Raw genomic sequence first — 16,622 nt, 5'->3', positions numbered from 1 at the left:
CCGCGCAGCTTTATCCGCGTCGCGCGCGGGTCAGGCGTGCTGGTCGCGAAACGCGTCGGTGACGTGCAGCGTGTGAGCGTAGACCGCCCCGGCGCGTAAGACGACGGCGATCGCATACGCCTCGTCCAGTGCTTCGGGAGGCGCATCGGCGGCCAGCGCCTGCTCGTTCAGCGCCTGGCGGCGCGCGTCGTCGGACTGCGCATAGGCGACGGCGGCGGCGGTGATCCACACCAGCGCCGGTGCGATCGCATCGGTGGCGAACACCGTTTGTGCGAACGCGAGACGTGCTTGCGCGATGGGCGTGTTGCGCACGGCGGTTTCGTCCTCGATTGCCACCGTGCCGTGCACAACATTCAGCTTGCCTTCGCCGATCGATTCCAGCGCCGCGCTCACGTAGCTCACCGCCAGCGCTTCGGCTTCGGTCGCGCCGCACTTGCGCGCGAGCGCGGCGTGATGCTCGATGCAGAACGCGCAGCGCGTGATCTGTGCAATCGCCACGGCGACCAGATGCTTGTCCTTCTCCGATAAACGGCCCGCGCGCCAGACCGGCGCGGACAGCGTGCGGAAGGCTTTCGGACCGGCGTGGCTGCGTTCGAGTGCGCCCACGATGCGGGCTTCTTCGTCGTGTGTGCGGAGTTCGCTCATCGAAATTGACTCTTTAAAAATGGGCTCGGCGCGAGCAATCAACGCGGGCTCGCAATGGCGGCGTCACTCGGCGCAGACGCGTTGCGCGCGTCGCGCAACCGGCGCGCGGGGTCGGCCGCCGCCAGCACGGCGATCAGACTCAACACGCCCAACGCGCTGATATACGCGCAGATGTACCACGGCGAACCGTTGCCCAGCACGAGCAGCGCCGCGGCGACGAAGGGCGTCAGGCCGCCGGAAATCAGCGTGCCGATCTGATAACCCAGCGAGATGCCGCTGTAACGCACCTCGACGGGAAACTGCTCGGCGAACCAGGCCGCGCCGGGCGCGTAGATGGCCGCGTCGAACAGCGCGAGTTCGATGGCGAACACCACGGGCAGATAGCGCAGATCGCCGTGATCGAGGAACCAGAAGAACGGCCACACGAGCAGGCTGATGCCGACCACGGCCCACACCGCAGGACGCCTGCGGCCGATGCGGTCGGACAGCGCGGCCCACAGCGGCGTTGCGACGATGGCGAACGCCGAACCGATGATCACCGCGCTGAGCGCGAACGACGCGCCGCCGCGCTTCAGGTTCAGATAGCTGATCGCGTAAGTGGTGACGATGGCGTACATGGCCGGCTGCAGCAGGCGCAGGCCGATCGTCACGAACAGCGCGCGGCGATGATGGCGGAACACGTCGGCGACCGGCAGGCGGCGGAGCTTGCCTTCGGCTTGCGCGTCGAGAAACGGCGCGGGCTCGTGAATGCGCGCGCGCACGAACACGCCGACGGCCACCAGCACCACGCTGAACAGGAACGGCAGACGCCAGCCCCACGCGGCGAAGTCATCGGCGGACAGCCACTGCCGCACCGTGAGGAAGGTGCCCGACGCGAGCAGCATGCCCGCCGCTGAACCGACCTGGGTGAACGAACCGAGCAGACCGCGCGAACGCTCGCTCGCGTGCTCGACCGAGAGCAGCGACGCGCCGCCCCATTCCGCGCCGGTCGCGACGCCTTGCAGCAGACGCAGCGTGACGAGCAGCGCAGTCGCCAGCAGACCGGCCGTTGCATAGGTCGGCAGCAGACCCGTGAGCAGTGTGGCGATGCCCATCAATACCAGCGAAAAGACCAGCACGCGCTTGCGCCCGATGCGGTCGCCGAAATGCCCCGCGATCACCGCGCCGAGCGGACGCGCGAAGAAGCCCACGCCATATGCGGCGAACGCGCCGAGGATGCCGGTCAAGCCGTTCGCGCTGGCGGGGAAGAACGCGTGACTGAAGACCAGCGCGGAGGCTGTGCTGTAAATGTAGAAGTCGTACCACTCGATCGTGGTGCCGATGAACGCGGCGAAGCCGACGCGTGCTGCGCCGTTGCGCGGCGACGAAGAGGAGCGGGTTGACATGATTCGATCAGCATAGGAAAGCCGACCAGTTGATCATTGTCGCTGTCGTTTTCCTAACAACGATTTGTGCTTTGGTTTGAAGTTGGGTGGCTTATAAGGAATGTGGGAATGGTGATTTGCGGTGTTGAACGGCGTGGCGTGGCGGGCTTATCTAGTCGGGCGACGTTCTCGTTGCTGAATAAATTGCGATGTCAGACTCAATTTGTCGAATGTCAAATTGCGTTTTGATCATGACGCAATACAGATAAATCAAACTCCACTTTAAAGATTGTCTGATGGTCTGCCCCCTTGCGTAATCCGACGATTACCGGTTAGCGGCGGAGGGTCCGTCGTGACTGTGCTGGTCGCGTATCTGCACGGTTTCCATACCTGCAATCGAACGAGGGCACGCACATGAGGCGTTATCTGTTGAGGCTAGGCGATAAATCCACGGCGGGCGGTGTTGTCCTGGAGGGCGCAGAAAACTGCACGCACCACGGCATACCGATTACGTTTATCGGAGCAAGGGTCTGGTGCGAAGGCTGTAAATCACACGGTTATATCGAGTCGGCGGGGCCCCACCGCAACGCAACGATGCGGGGGAAGCAACAGGCGCTGGAAGACGATATCTGCATCTGCAAGTGTTCACCGCCGCCTGTTTTCAGTGCATCGCAAGCAAGCGCCTCTCACAGTTGGGAGGACGAATGGGGGGACATGGGTTATGCAGCAAGCCTGGCCGCGTTACTCGACAGGCAGAGCGCCACACACGACGAACGGTTCAAGCTATGCGATCGCGCCGGAAACCCGCTCGCGGATACCTATTACACCGTTCGTTTGCCATCCGGTGCAACGGTGAAAGGCGTAACAGATTCGAACGGCTATACCGCGCGCTATCAAACTGATGGCGAGTGCCGTATTGCCGTGTACATCGGCCACAAGGAGTAGTCGTGCCTACCAGACTTGCACTGAAAGACGATCGCACGACCACGGGCGGGTCCATCCTCGGGCCCGGATCGGACTGGTTTAACGAAGACGGTAGAGCCTTCGCGCTGGCCGAAGACAAGGCAACATGCGGCAACTGCAAAGGCGTGTGGCCCGTTGGTGGCACCGCCCATAGCGTAATGGACCAAGGCCAATCCTTCGTTAAAGACCTTGCGCCGGTCTATTGCCCATGCGGCAAAAATCGCGTGCTTGCGAGCGGTGAATCGCCCTTCTTTTATTCCGAGGATTGCGAAAGCGACTCACAGACCACCGCCGTAGCAATACAACCATTCCACGATGAACAGTTCACGCTGTGCGACGCGCGCGGCACGCCGATGCGCGGAACGTACTACACGGTGCGGCTATCAACTGGTGAGATTGAACACGGCACCACCGACGAGCAAGGCCGTACCGCGCGATATGCAACGGAACACGCTGCTTCGATTCACGTTTATCTTGGGCACAGAGAGGAAATGTAAATGCCTGACGCACTTGGAAGCGCAGTAACGAATACGAACCCGAATTCGTGTGTTAATTTGCAGACCGATCGGTTATGCAAGCCTTGGACTCTCTCGCAGCAAGGCATAACTTTCATGGCCGTCCTTGAAAGTGGAATTCTCAATGGTACGTATCATCAGGTGCTTCACCATCATACAAACAACCTTCCCGTTTCCCAAGGCTTCATCTTGCAGGTATACGACGATGGACACGGAATTCCAACGACCGGTTTAGGACATCGCGTTTGGCCCGCCGACAATCTGCATATGGGACAAACCATCACACTCGAACGCGCAAAAGAACTATTCCGACACGATCGAGAGCCTGCCGAAGGAGCGATCAACAACAGCGTTAACGTGCCGCTATATCAGTACGAATATGATGCACTGGTATCCGTATTGTTCAATACCGGCACTGGTCGCGGACCCCATGACCCGTGGCCTGGAACCAGGGCTCAATACTTGGCAGACTTTCTGAATCATGGCGAATACGAACGGATGCGCGATGTGATACGCGGTTTCATAGCTAACATTGTCTCTGGCCGCCGCCAGAGGGAAGCACGGTTGTTTGATACGGGAGTTTACGATGCGACTCACTAAGTTCTTGCCTGTCTGCGTGTTCGGCATCTCCACTTATATGGTTGTCGCCCCAATTGCGGATGCCGCTACAGTTTATGGGGCCAGTTTTGATTACAGGAAAGCTGAACCAGCCATCGAGCAGTATCCAGGAATGACGCCGGACCAGATCAAGGCGCATTGTAAAAACGAAAACCTGGGAGGTATGGAAATGGCAACGTGCGCGCAATTTAGTTTTGAAGCGGCGAATGCAACTCTCGCTAAGGCAGTAGAAGAAAATGAAAAGGAAATCGCAAAAAACGACATGGAAATTAGAAAGAATCACAACCCCGTCGCGCTGCCGTATTTCAAGCGTGCACAAATAAGCTGGCAAAATTATCGCGATAATCAATGCTACGCGAACGTGTATGAAATTGGTGAGGCATCTATACGTTTCATTGATTTTTACGCATGCATGGAGAAAATTACGAATTCGAGAATTGACGAGCTGAGTACCCCGGATGCACGTCAGTAATTCGATTATTTTAACCGCCCCGTTTCGACGGGTCGTTTTTGCGATGCGGCAACCCAAAGTCCTTTGAATTGATTTCTGCAATTCACGCGATTTATGTGTCTTTTAATTGAATGGGGGATCAGGACGATGAACCAGGAACAGAAGGTCAAGACGCAATACATTACGCCCCTGTCGTCGTAGCTTGTCGTGCGAGTATTGAACCCGCCTGGGTAGGCGATTCCCAAATGAGCGGTCCGGCTATCTTCACGTCGCAAATCCTCGCGGCGGTGTACGCATAGGTGTGCAACACGTGCCACGCTGAGGATGATTCAGACAACTGGCGCGTGTTGCCGTTCAAATCACGCCCATTCACGCCGGCTCCGCCCCCGCAGCGCACATCATCGACTGATACTTCAGCGGCGTGATCTGCAGCACGCGCTTGAACATCACGGCGAAGGAGTTCGCGTCGGCGTAACCGAGGCAACTCGCGACTTCGTCGATGGGCGTATGCGTCGACAGCAGGCACATCGCTTCGGACACGCGCATCTGCTCGCGCCATTTCGCGAACGGCATGCCGGTTTCGCGCTGGAAATGCCGCGCGAGCGTGCGCGAACTCGCGCCGAAACGGTCGCCCCAATGCTCGAGCGAATCGTTGTTGGCGGGCTGCTCGATCAGCGCCTGGCAGATGCGGTGCAGACGCGGATGCTGCGGCAGCGGCAGGCGGCCAGGCTGGTCGTCGGCGGGCGATGCCGCGGCGAGCAGATTGACGATCAGTTGCGTGAGGATATTGGCGAGACTGCCCGGTTCGCGCGTGCGCGCGGGTTCTTCGACCATCGCGAGAATCGCTTCGCGCAGCAGGCCGTTGACGGGCAGCAGTCGGCCTTCGTCGCCGCCGATCGCCGGGCACGGATCGACGTACAGCGTGCGAAAGCCGACCTTGCCCACCATCTCCAGCTCGTGCTCGACGCGCGGCGGCACCAGCATCGCGCAATCGGGCGTGACGACCCAGCTCGCGGCCGGCGTGCGCACGCGGATCAACCCGCTCGTCGCGTAGAGCAACTGCGCGCGCGCGTGCGTATGCGCGATCTCGCGCGAGCCCGATTCGTACTCGATCGCCTGACCGAACACGGTCGGCAAATCGCTCTTCGCGGGAGGCGGCACAGGCTGCGCGCCGCCTCTCGGCTTCGTACGTGGAGTGTCCGTTTGTGTCGAAAAAGCTTCCATAACGTTCCATCTGGACAAAAGTTGTCCGGGTGATCGGACAAGTCGTCTGCCTCTGCGCGGGCCTAACTTGTATCATCTGACCTCGCCAGCGCGGCCTCGCCCTTTGTTCATGGGCCTCCGGCGGCTGCGCCTCTAACGACATAGTCCCCCAAGTCTGCACAAACGCCTTTGGCCCGCGACGTTCATCGCCGTGGGAAGTATAGCTTTTGTGATTGTAATAAGAAGCATTATCATTAACATTCAACTGGTGAATCGACGATGAAGGGACGTAAAAACAACAAGATGACGGGGCTGCACGGGTTGTCCACGAAGTTTTCGCCGATGCGGTGTGCATTGTTGGGGATGCCGCTGGCATTCTCGGTCGTCGCACACGCACAGACCGCTGATGACGCCAGCGGCGTTCAAAACGGACAAAACGCCGGATCGACGCAATCGGCTCAATCGACGAAATCGACCCACGCGTCGGCGAAAGGCACGCTGCCGGCGGTGAACGTCGACGCGCAGCGCGAGTCGCCGAGGGGCCCGACCTCGGGCGTCGTCGCCAAACGCACCATGACGGGCACCAAGACCGACACGCCGATCGTGCGCGTGCCGCAGTCGATTTCGGTCGTCACGCGCGAGCAGATGGATCAGCAGGGCGCGACCACGGTCGATCAGGCGCTGCGCTACACGCCAGGCGTCTACTCGCAGGATTCGACCGATTTCCGCTTCGACCAGTTGCGCGGGCGCGGCTTCGATTATTCGGAATATCTCGATGGCCTCGCGCTGCAGGCGGACCAGTATTACGCCAATCCGCGTATCGATCCTTACTTCCTTGAGCGCATCGATGTGATGCGCGGTCCGTCGTCGGTGTTGTACGGCGCGGGGAGCCCCGCCGGCATCGTCAACATGGTGTCGAAGTTCGCGACCGAGGATCAGGTCAACGAGGTTCAGTTGCAGTTCGGCAATCACAACCGCTATGAAGCCGCGTTCGACGTGGGCGGCAAGCTGGACAACGACGGCACCGTGCTGTGGCGCATCGTGGGTCTGGGTCGCGACGCCGACACGCAGGTGGACGGCGTGAAGGATCAGCGCATTGCCTTTGCGCCGAGCGTCACGATCAAGCCGAACGCCGACACGCGCCTCACGGTCTACGCGCAGTATCAGCGCGATCCGGCGGGCGGTCTGTTCGATTCGCTGCCGGTGCAGGGCACGGCCACGTACAACCCGAACGGCAAGGTCAGCCCGGGCACCTACATCGGCAATCCGGACACCGATTATTTCCACCGCACGCAGTACGCGTTCGGCTATCAGTTCGAGCAGAAGATCAACAACGTCTTCACGTTCCGTTCGAGCGCGCGCTACATGCACGACGACGTGGATTATCGCCAGTCGTATTTCGGCACGTGGAAGGCGGGCACGAACCAGTCGGTGCTCACCATGAGCGCGTTTCTCGATCGCGAGCACCTGAGCCAGTTCGCGATGGATAACCAGTTGCAGGCGAAATTCTCGACGGGCGACGTCAAGCAGACGGTGCTGTTCGGCGTCGATTACCAGCGTCTGCTGAGCGGTACGAATTCGGGCTCGGGCTCGGTCGGCACGCTCAATCCGTTCGATCCGGACTTCTCGACGGTCGGCCAGATCTACACGACCACCAAGCGCGTCGATACCGCCACCGATCAGCTTGGCGTGTATTTGCAGGATCAGATCGAATATCGTCACTGGCTGCTCACGCTCGGCATCCGCAACGACTGGACCTCGACCAACATCCAGACGAGCGGTTCGAGCACGGGCCTGCAAAACCAGACGCCGCACGCGTTCACGTGGCGCGGCGGTCTCTCGTATCTGTTCGATAACGGCATCGCGCCGTACTTCTCGTATGCGAAGTCGTTCCAGCCGACCACGGGCGTGAATTACGCGGGCCAGGCGCTGGTGCCGACCACGGGGCAGGAATACGAGGTGGGCGTGAAGTATCAGCCGAAGAGTTATAACGCGCTCTATTCGGCGGCGATTTTCGATCTCACGCAGCACAACGTCACCACGACCGATCTGAATCATCCGGGCTCGTCGGTGCAGACGGGCGAAGTGCGCTCGCGCGGTCTCGAACTCGAAGGCCATATCCAGCTCACCGACAATCTCACGGTGCTCGGCTCGTACACGTATCTGAACCAGGTCGTGCTGGAATCGAACACGGCGGCGCAGGTGGGCAAGCGCCTGACGATGGCGCCGCGCAACATGGCCAATCTTTGGGCCGATTACACGCTGCATGGCGGCGCGCTGCGCGGTCTGGGCTTTGGCGGCGGCGTGCGTTATATCGGCATGTCGGCGGGCGATACGACGAATACCTTCGACGTCAGCAGCGTCGTGCTGCTCGACGCGGCGGTTCACTACGATCTTCGCAACTGGAAGTTCGCGGTCAACGCGACCAATCTGACGAACCGCACCTATGTCGCGTACTGCTCCGGCGGTGCGTGCTATTACGGTTCGAAGATCGGCGTGCTGGGCACGGCGAAGTATCAATGGTAAGCGGTTCACGATGAAGGGCGCGCGCATGCAACGACGTCAATGGCTCGCGGCCGCCGCCGCGGGTCTCGCATGCGCGCTCGGACCGCGTGCGGTGTGGGCGGGGGCGGACGTGGCGGGGGTGGGAGGAACGTCGGCGCCGAAACGCATCGTCGTGATGGATTTCGGGCTCACCGAAATGCTGCTCACGCTCGGCGTGACGCCGCTCGCCACCTCGGTGCCGGACTGGTATCGGCGCACCAACGTCGCGCCGCCGCTGCCCGCCGGGGTGATCGATATCGGCTTGTTGTATCAGCCGAACGTCGAATTACTCGAACAATTGCGTCCCGATCTGCTGCTGCTCACGCCCGCGCATGCGCCGATGCGTGCGCAACTCGAACGCATCGCGCCGACGCTCACGCTCGCGTTGTCCGCGAACGGCGTGGCGCCGTGGATGCAGATCGCGAACGAGACGCGCCGGCTCGCGCGCGTGCTGCATCGCGAGCCGCAGGCGCAGACCGCGATCGCCGCCGCCGACGCGCAAGTGAGCGCGGCGCGCGCGCGTCTGCCTGCGGGCGGCGAGAGCGCCGCGCCGATTTTCGTCGTGGAGTTTATCGACGACCGGCATCTGCTCGTGTTTGGAACCGGCAGTCTGTTCGGCGATGTGATGACGCGCATGGGGCTGCGCAACGCGTGGACCGGGCCGACCAACGCGCGCGGCTATGCGGTGACCGACTTCACGCGTCTGGCCGATGCCGCCGACACCGCCGATGCCGCCCACGCGCGCCTCGTCCATATCGACCCGCTGCCCGACGCCGCGCGCGCGACGCTCGCGCAGGGCGTGCTCTGGCACAGCCTGCCGTTCGTGCGCGCGGGCCGTGTGGCGGGCATGCCGAAGGTCTCGCAGGGCGGCGCGCTCTACAGCGGCGCGCGCTTCGCGCGTCAACTCGCGGATGTGCTGCTTGCACCGGAGGGCCAACATGCATGATCTGCCGATGACGCGCGCAGCGGGCACAGCTCACGCACGCGCGCCCTTGATCGAATTGTTCGGATTGCTGATTATTGCCATCGCGCTGACGTTGCACGGTCTTTCCGCGCATCTGCCCGCAAGCGACTGGATGCGCGCGCTGATCGCGCCGAACGTGGACGACATCCGCGAAATGGTGGTGCATGAAAGCTGGCTGCCGCGCCTCGCAATCTCGCTGCTGTGCGGCGCGGCGCTCGCGCTGGCGGGCGTGGTGTTCCAGCAGATCTTGCGCAATCCGCTGGCCGAGCCGATGACGGTGGGCGTGTCGGCGGGCGCGTATCTCGCGTTGCTGCTCGCGACGCTGTGGGCGCCCGCGTGGCTGCTGCCATGGCGCTCCGGCATCGCGCTCGCGGGCGGCGCGCTGGCGATGCTGGTCGTGTTCGCGCTCGCCTGGCGGCGTGGCTTCGCGCCGATCACGCTCGTGCTCGGCGGCATGATCGTCAACCTGTATTGCGGCGCGCTGAGCCTCGCGCTGTCGATCATTTACGAGCGCTCGCTGGCGGCGATGTTCATCTGGGGCGGCGGCGCGCTCGCGCAGCAGGACTGGCAAACGACGCTGTGGCTGCTGCCGCGCGTGCTCGTCTGCGCGGCGCTATGCGGCGCGCTGGTGCGCCCGCTCACGCTCGCCGGACTCGACGACGCGGGCGCGCGCAGCCTTGGACTCGCGCTGACGCGCACGCGCTTGCTGGCGCTGGCGGCGGCGGTCGCGTTGACGGCGTTCGTGGTCGCAGCGGTCGGCGTGATCGGCTTCATCGGGCTGGCCGCGCCCGCCGTGGCGCGTGCGTGCGGTGCGCGGCGTCTGCGCGATCAACTGACTTGGGCGCCCGCGATCGGCGCGCTGCTGCTCTGGGTCACCGATCAGGCGATCCAGCAACTCGGCGGCCTCGCGGGCGAACTGTTGCCGACGGGGGCCGCGACGGCGCTGTTCGGCGGCCCCTTGCTGCTCTGGCTGGTGCCGCGCCTGAAGACGCGCGCGGCGCCGCCTGGCACGCAGGCGGCTGAATCTGCGCGCGCGGCGAGTGCGCTGCGTTCGCCGCAGGCCACGCGACGCCTGCTCGCGTGCGGCGCGCTGGCGCTGATCGCGGCGGTGATCGTCGCGGCAGCGTTCGGGCGCGGCCTGGACGGCTGGCACTGGGCGAGCGCCGACGAATGGCGCGGCTTGTGGCGATGGCGCGCGCCGCGCATCGAGAGCGCGCTCGCGGCGGGCATGCTGCTCGCGCTGGCGGGCACGCTGCTGCAACGACTCTCCGGCAATCCGATGGCGAGTCCCGAGGTACTCGGCATCAGCGGCGGCGGCATGCTCGGCATGATTCTGCTGCTGTTCGCCGTGCGAGCGCCGGGCGCGCCGCTGATGTTCGCCGCCTGCGGGGCGGGCGCGCTGACGACCTTGCTGGCGATGCTCGCGCTCGCGCGCCGCAGCGGCTTCGCGACCGGGCAACTGCTGCTCGCGGGCATTGCGGTGGGCGCGCTGTCGCAAGCGGTGTTCGGGCTCGTGATCGCGGGCAGCGGCCCGTATGCGCCGCTGCTGCGCAATCTGCTGATGGGCTCGACCTATCTGATCGACGCGTCGCTCGCGTCGGGCGCGCTCGTGCTCGCGGTGGCGCTGCTGGCGCTGACCTTGCTGTGCGCGCGCTGGCTGGACATCTTTCCGCTGGGCACGCCGGCGGCGGCGTCGCTGGGCGTGCCGGTGCGACGCGCGCGGCTCCTGATTCTGCTGCTGGCGGCGCTGCTGAGCGCGGCGGCCGCGATGATCGTCGGACCGCTCTCGTTCATCGGCTTGATGGCGCCGCACGTGGTACGGCGCATGGGCGTTCGGCGCGCGGTGGTCGAACTGCTGGCTTCCGGGCTGCTCGGCGCGCTGCTGATGGTGCTGTCCGACTGGCTGAGCCGCAACGTGCTGTTCCCGCAGCAAATGCCCGCCGGGTTGCTGGCGATGATTGCGGGTGGCGCGTATCTGATGGTGTCGTTGGCGCGCTGAAGCGGCGGCGCGCCAATCGACGCCGCGCTCAGGCGTGGCACATGCACAGTTCGAATTCGTGTCCGTCGGGGCCGCTCAGGACGACGCTTTTCATCGCCTCGATTTTCAGTCCGTCCATGACGACGGACGCGCCGTTCTCAATCGCACGCTTCATGAAGTCGAGCAGCATGGCTTCTTCGAACTCGAAAACGGGCACGGCGCTGCTGCCTTTCAATTCGTCGCCGAAGTCGTTCAGCAGCAAGCCCAAACGGTTCGCGCCGATCATGAATTCGGTCCACTTTGCGGATTGCTTGTGCGGTTCCTGATCGAGAAGCCGTTGCCAGAAAGCGGTCGATATCTGCATGTCGTTGACTTTCAGGTACACCGTACGAAGTTGCATGGCGGGTCTCCGGGTGGGATTGGGGGGATTCTGGCAGAGGCAAAAATACGGCACGACGCTTTCGAAAACCTGACCGCCTGCACGAAACATGGCAACGACTATTCTGGCTTGATAAGCTCGACGACGCGTCGATCGATTCGAACGAATCCGCGCGATGGATCTTCTCCTTGAAACTTCAATTGAAAGGATCGCAAGCACTCTATGACTGCGTCGACGCACAATCCGCTCTTGTCGGACTGGAAAGCGGCGGGTGAATTTCCGCCATTCGCGGCAATCCGCCCAGAGCATTTCGCCCCGGCGATTGTCCGGCTCGCCAAAGAGCGGATCGATCGCGTCGATGCCATCGCTGCGAATCCCGAACCGCCCACATTTACCAACACGGTCGCGGCGTATGAAGCGACGGGCGGACACATCGAAAGAATCGACGCGCTATTCGAAATCCTGCGCCTCACACTGGGGACGCGCGAGGTGTGGGAGGTGGCAGGCGAAGTGGGTGCCTTGCTCGCGAATCACCATGCGGCCTTGCTCAGCCACCAGCCGTTTTTCATTCGTCTCGACGCGGTTTTTCATACGCGGCATACGCTCGAACTCGAAGCGGACGAACTGCGTCTGCTCGAATTGATTCACGCCGATTACGTGCGAAACGGCGTTCACCTCGCGCCGGACGCGTCGATGCGTCTTCACGCAATCAAGGAGCGTCTGGCGCAATGCTACGTCGCGTTCAACAAGAACCTCGTTGCTTCGACCGACGCATTCAAACTGATCCTGACTGACGAAGCCGAACTCGCGGGTCTGCCGGATTTCATTCGACGCGCGGCGCTCACTGAAGATCAGCCGGATCGCGCAAATGAGTATGTGTTCACGCTCGCGTATTCGAGCGTGGTTCCGTTTCTCACCTGGTCGGCGCGGCGCGACTTGCGCGAACGCATCTGGCGCGCCTGGACCAGCCGTTGCACCGAGCCCGATGTGGACAACCGGCCCATCGTTCGTGAAGTGGTTCAATTGCGCGCCGAGCAGGCGAAACTGCTCGGATTCGAGAATTTCGCGCAGTACGCGTTGACGGACCGGATGGCCGGCACGCCGCAAGCCGTGCGCGAATTGCTCGAAAGCATCTGGACGCCCGCCAGAATGTTGTGCGAAGCCGAACTCGCGGCGCTGCGGTCATTCGCATCGGAAACCGGCGAGCCGGCCGAGATCGAACCGTGGGACTGGCGCTATCTGACCGAGCGTCTGCGAACTCGCGAGTTCAATATCGACGCCGAACAGGTCGGTCAATATTTCGAACTGGAATCGTCGATCCGCGCGGCGTTCGATTGCGCGCATCGACTTTTCGGCTTGCAGTTTCGCGAACGTCATGACGTAGCGCTTTACCATCCGGATGTACGGCTATGGGATGTCGAGCAACACGGGCGACTCATTGGGTATTTCGCGGCCGATTACTATGCGCGCGTCGGTAAGGCATCGGGCGCGTGGGAATCGGAATTCCGCATGCGCTGCGACGGGATCGATGCGACCTTGCCATTCGTGATCAATAGCACGTCGTTCCAGGGTGTTCGAGGCAAGCCAACACAACTCGCCTTGCGAGACGTGCAAACGCTTTTCCATGAAATGGGACATGCGTTGCACAGTCTTCTTTCCCGCGTGCGCTTTCGCCGGTTGTCGGGCACGCGCGTGCAACGCGATTTCGTCGAGTTTCCGTCGCATCTGATGGAGAATTGGGTGCTCGATCCCACGCTGCTGGCAACGCATGCGCGACACGTCGAAACAGGAGAAGCCATGCCGGATGCACTCGTTCGCAGTCTGCGCGCGGCGAGCTGCTTTAACGAAGGCTACGAACTCGTTCGCTACATTGCGTCCGCGCTGGCCGATATCGAATTGCATTCGCTCGCGGAATGCGCGGACCTCGATATCGAAACGTTCCAGTCGCGCTATTTCGAGCGGCTCGGCGTGATGCGCGAGGTCGACGTCAATCATCGGCTGCCCTGTTTCCGGCACGCGTTCGGCGGCAGCGAATATGCTGCGGGCTACTACAGTTATTTGTGGGCGCAGGTACTCGAAGCCGACGCGTTCGAGGCATTTGAAGAATCCGGCAACGCCTTCGATGCGCCGCTCGCCGCGCGATTGCACGATTGCCTGTTCGGCATCGGCAACTCGATGGACCCGGCCGCGGCCTATCAGGCATTCAGGCGTCGCGCGCCCGATCCGCTGGCGCTGGCGCGCAAACGGGGATTCGGCGCCGTAGGCGGCAGCGTGCCGGTTCCGGCCTGACGCCGCCGAAGCAGCGCTAACCCGCCACCTACGCTATACTCTCCCCCCATGGAAACCAAACCGCTTTCGCTCATGTTGCACGGTTGGTGGCGCGCCTGAATCCGGCGGCCCGTTTCCCCACGCATATCGCAAACGTGATGCCGCCAGTCCTGGCGGCATTGTTGTTTTAGCGCGCCGAAGACTGGTGGCTCGATTAATGTGAGACTCCAGTCCATGACACAAGCAAGCCGCCCCACCATCCTGACCGGCGACCGGACCACCGGCCAGCTGCATCTCGGCCACTACATCGGCTCCTTGCGCGCGCGCGTTCAGCTCCAGAACGAAGCGGACCAGTTCCTTCTGCTCGCCGACGTCCAGGCGCTCACCGACAACGTCGGCCGCCACCAGAAAGTCACCGAAAACGTCATCGAAGTCGCGCTCGACTATCTCGCCGCCGGCATCGATCCCGCGAAATCGACCATCCTGATTCAATCGCAGGTGCCCGAACTCGCGGAACTGTCCCAGTATCTGCTCAATCTCGTGACGGTCGCGCGCCTCGAACGCAATCCGACCATCAAGGAAGAAATTCGTCTGCGCGGATTCGAGCGCGATATTCCGGCGGGTTTCCTGACCTATCCGGTCAGTCAGGCGGCGGACATCACGGCGTTCAAGGCCACGCACGTGCCGGTCGGCGACGATCAGTTGCCGATGATCGAGCAGACCAACGAACTGGTGCGCCGTTTCAACAACACCGTCGATCGCGCCGTGCTGGTCGAATGCGAAGCGGTGCTGTCGAAAGTCACGCGCCTGCCCGGTATCGACGGCAAAGCCAAAATGAGCAAGTCGCTCGGCAATGCGATCACGCTGGGCGCGACGCCCGATGAAATCACGAAGGCGGTGAACAATATGTACACCGACCCGAACCATCTGCGCGTGAGCGATCCGGGCCGCGTGGAAGGCAACGTGGTGTTCTCGTTCCTCGATGCATTCGAACCCGATGTGGCGAAAGTGGATGAGCTCAAGGCGCATTATCAGCGCGGCGGCCTGGGCGACAGCGTCGTGAAGCGCGTGCTCAACGAGCGCCTGCAAACGCTGATCGAACCGATTCGCACGCGTCGTCGCGAGCTGGAAGAAGATCGCGGCGAAGTCCTCGAAATTCTGCGTCGCGGCACGATGCGCGCGCGCGAAGTGGCGGCGCAGACGCTGTCCGAAGTGAAGGGCGCGCTGGGTCTGAGCTATTTCCAGAACTGAGCATGACGTGCAGCGAGCGCCGCATGAAAAGCGGCGCTCGCTTTATCGTTTCTGCTTGCTCGTTTCAGGGACCGAACGGCAATTCGCCCTGAATAGCGCCGTTAATCGGGCTGTCCGCCGAGTAGCGTTCGAGCGCGCTCACGCGCACGCCAATCAGGCGGATGCGCCGATCGAGATCGATCCGTTTCAGACACGCGCCAACCGCGCGGCGAATGGCGGCGGTATCGCGCACGGCCATCGGCAGCGAAATATCGCGGGTGACGATTTTAAAGTCCGCGAATTTGATTTTCACGCCCACGGTGCGGCCGCAATACCCTTTGCGCTCCAGATCCTGCGCAACGCGTTCGCATAGCTGCGTGAGCGCGGGCGTGAGCACGGCACGGTCGCGCCCGACGTGCATGTCGCGCTCGAACGTGGTTTCGCGGCTCATCGATTTCGGTTCCGACGACACCACCACTTCGCGATCGTCCTCGCCATGCGACACGCGCGCGAGCCACGCCGCGTAGGTGCGGCCGAAATGTTCCTGCAAAAGCCCGAGATCCGCTTTCGCCAGATCGCCGATCGTGGCGAAACCCAGCTCCGCGAGCCGCTTGCTCGCGCGCGGCCCGATGCCATTCACTTTCTTCGCTTCGAGCGGCCAGATGCGCGCTTCGAGGTCCGCCATCGTGAGCAGCGTGAGGCCGTCCGGCTTGTCGAGTTCGGAGCCGATCTTGGCGAGCAGCTTGTTGGGCGCGATCGCGATCGAGCAGGTCAGGCCGGTTGCGTCGCGCACCGCGGCTTTAAGACGCGCGCCGATGTCGCGCGGCTCGCCTTCGACGTCGGTGAGATCGATATAGATTTCGTCGATACCGCGGTCTTCGATCTGCTCGGTGAAGGTGCGCACCGCGCTTTTGAACAGCCGCGAATAGTGGCGATAGGACTCGAAGTCGGTGGGCAGCAGAATGGCGTCGGGCGCGAGTTGCGCGGCCTTCATCATGCCCATTGCGGAAAACACGCCGAATTTGCGCGCTTCGTAGGTGGATGTGGTGACGACGCCGCGCCCCACGTAGTCACGCAGGCGCGCGAAGCGGCGCGTGCCGTCGGGCAGCGTCTCGGGCACGGCATTGCGCCCGCCGCCGATGACGACGGCCTTGCCGCGCAGTTCCGGATAGCGCAGCAATTCCACGGAAGCGTAGAACGCGTCCATGTCGAGGTGCGCGATGCGCCTTTCGTCTGGCATGCCTGGTGTGTGAGAAATGGCGTTCGAACAGTGAGGCCGCGAACGCAACGTGTTTCGAGCCAACGCCGCGCCGCGTCGGGCCGTGCGTTGCCCGTAACTGTACATTCATACAGTGTTTTTGTCACCTTGTTGGCGACTCCGCCAATGCAGCGGCAGCGCAGACAAACCGCGCGCAATGAGGTGGAGACGTCGCGACGCAGCCTGCCCGATATTCCTTTTATTCACCGCGCGTTTAATCACGCTCGCCGCTTTGCATTTCT

14 protein-coding genes are annotated in these 16,622 nt (G+C 62.7%); 9 read left to right on the top strand and 5 right to left on the bottom strand.

Translation table 11 applies throughout. From position 1 onward, the window contains the following. Positions 1–30: 30 nt before the first annotated feature. Positions 31–645 carry a carboxymuconolactone decarboxylase family protein gene (locus SB764_RS09375; RefSeq protein ID WP_410863345.1) on the bottom strand — a complete coding sequence of 205 codons (615 nt, stop codon included), beginning with the start codon at positions 643–645 and terminating at the stop codon, positions 31–33. Between the two features lie 38 nt (positions 646–683). Then, positions 684–2,030, bottom strand: coding sequence for an MFS transporter (locus SB764_RS09370; RefSeq protein WP_410863343.1), 1,347 nt, complete (start codon positions 2,028–2,030; stop codon positions 684–686). Between the two features lie 393 nt (positions 2,031–2,423). Between SB764_RS09370 and SB764_RS09365 the strand changes: the two genes are divergently transcribed. The 4 genes from SB764_RS09365 (at position 2,424) to SB764_RS09350 (ending at position 4,577) form a co-directional block, all read left to right on the top strand. Beyond that, positions 2,424–2,954, top strand: coding sequence for a PAAR domain-containing protein (locus tag SB764_RS09365; RefSeq protein WP_410863341.1), 531 nt, complete (start codon positions 2,424–2,426; stop codon positions 2,952–2,954). A 2-nt stretch (positions 2,955–2,956) separates the two neighbouring features. Then, positions 2,957–3,469 carry a PAAR domain-containing protein gene (locus SB764_RS09360; RefSeq protein ID WP_082991773.1) on the top strand — a complete coding sequence of 171 codons (513 nt, stop codon included), beginning with the start codon at positions 2,957–2,959 and terminating at the stop codon, positions 3,467–3,469. A gap of 114 nt (positions 3,470–3,583) precedes the next feature. After that, on the top strand, positions 3,584–4,087 hold the full coding sequence (locus tag SB764_RS09355) for a lysozyme (RefSeq protein WP_074986902.1): 504 nt from the start codon (positions 3,584–3,586) through the stop codon (positions 4,085–4,087). Further along, positions 4,074–4,577 (top strand): lysozyme inhibitor LprI family protein, encoded by a 504-nt coding sequence (locus SB764_RS09350; RefSeq protein ID WP_410863338.1) that lies wholly within the window; start codon positions 4,074–4,076, stop codon positions 4,575–4,577. The genes SB764_RS09355 and SB764_RS09350 overlap by 14 nt, the downstream gene beginning before the upstream one ends. Before the next feature lie 348 nt (positions 4,578–4,925). Here SB764_RS09350 and SB764_RS09345 read toward each other — a convergent pair whose 3' ends face one another. Next, the gene (locus tag SB764_RS09345) at positions 4,926–5,717 is read right to left on the bottom strand and encodes an AraC family transcriptional regulator (protein ID WP_410863336.1); all 792 of its coding nucleotides are present in this window, start codon (positions 5,715–5,717) and stop codon (positions 4,926–4,928) included. Positions 5,718–6,038: 321 nt separating this feature from the next. On the opposite strand from SB764_RS09345, the gene SB764_RS09340 reads away from it, so the two are divergent. Genes SB764_RS09340 through fhuB form a run of 3 tightly spaced genes read left to right on the top strand, consistent with a single transcriptional unit; the run spans position 6,039 to position 11,266 of the window. Then, the gene (locus tag SB764_RS09340; RefSeq protein ID WP_322005682.1) at positions 6,039–8,285 is read left to right on the top strand and encodes a TonB-dependent siderophore receptor; all 2,247 of its coding nucleotides are present in this window, start codon (positions 6,039–6,041) and stop codon (positions 8,283–8,285) included. Positions 8,286–8,310: 25 nt separating this feature from the next. Then, positions 8,311–9,249: an ABC transporter substrate-binding protein gene (locus tag SB764_RS09335; protein WP_410863334.1), complete on the top strand. Its 939-nt coding sequence runs from the start codon at positions 8,311–8,313 to the stop codon at positions 9,247–9,249. Continuing rightward, on the top strand, positions 9,242–11,266 hold the full coding sequence (fhuB, locus tag SB764_RS09330; protein WP_410863333.1) for a Fe(3+)-hydroxamate ABC transporter permease FhuB: 2,025 nt from the start codon (positions 9,242–9,244) through the stop codon (positions 11,264–11,266). The genes SB764_RS09335 and fhuB overlap by 8 nt, the downstream gene beginning before the upstream one ends. 28 nt (positions 11,267–11,294) lie before the next feature. On the opposite strand, the gene SB764_RS09325 is transcribed toward fhuB, so the two are convergent. Next, positions 11,295–11,645, bottom strand: a complete 351-nt coding sequence (locus tag SB764_RS09325; RefSeq protein WP_065058830.1) for a VOC family protein — start codon at positions 11,643–11,645, stop codon at positions 11,295–11,297. 201 nt (positions 11,646–11,846) lie between these two features. On the opposite strand from SB764_RS09325, the gene SB764_RS09320 reads away from it, so the two are divergent. Further along, positions 11,847–13,913 carry a M3 family metallopeptidase gene (locus SB764_RS09320; RefSeq protein WP_176081811.1) on the top strand — a complete coding sequence of 689 codons (2,067 nt, stop codon included), beginning with the start codon at positions 11,847–11,849 and terminating at the stop codon, positions 13,911–13,913. 213 nt (positions 13,914–14,126) lie between these two features. After that, on the top strand, positions 14,127–15,143 hold the full coding sequence (gene trpS, locus SB764_RS09315) for a tryptophan--tRNA ligase (RefSeq protein ID WP_065058832.1): 1,017 nt from the start codon (positions 14,127–14,129) through the stop codon (positions 15,141–15,143). A gap of 64 nt (positions 15,144–15,207) precedes the next feature. Here the strand turns inward: trpS and dinB are convergent, their stop codons facing one another. Then, on the bottom strand, positions 15,208–16,362 hold the full coding sequence (gene dinB, locus SB764_RS09310) for a DNA polymerase IV (protein ID WP_065058833.1): 1,155 nt from the start codon (positions 16,360–16,362) through the stop codon (positions 15,208–15,210). Positions 16,363–16,622: the final 260 nt, after the last annotated feature.

Origin of the sequence: Paraburkholderia sp. SIMBA_027, from assembly GCF_046535315.1 — a bacterium.
Lineage (GTDB): Bacteria > Pseudomonadota > Gammaproteobacteria > Burkholderiales > Burkholderiaceae > Paraburkholderia > Paraburkholderia tropica.
The sequence above is the reverse complement of the archived record's forward strand: the minus strand, read 5'-3'. Positions and strand labels throughout refer to the sequence as shown.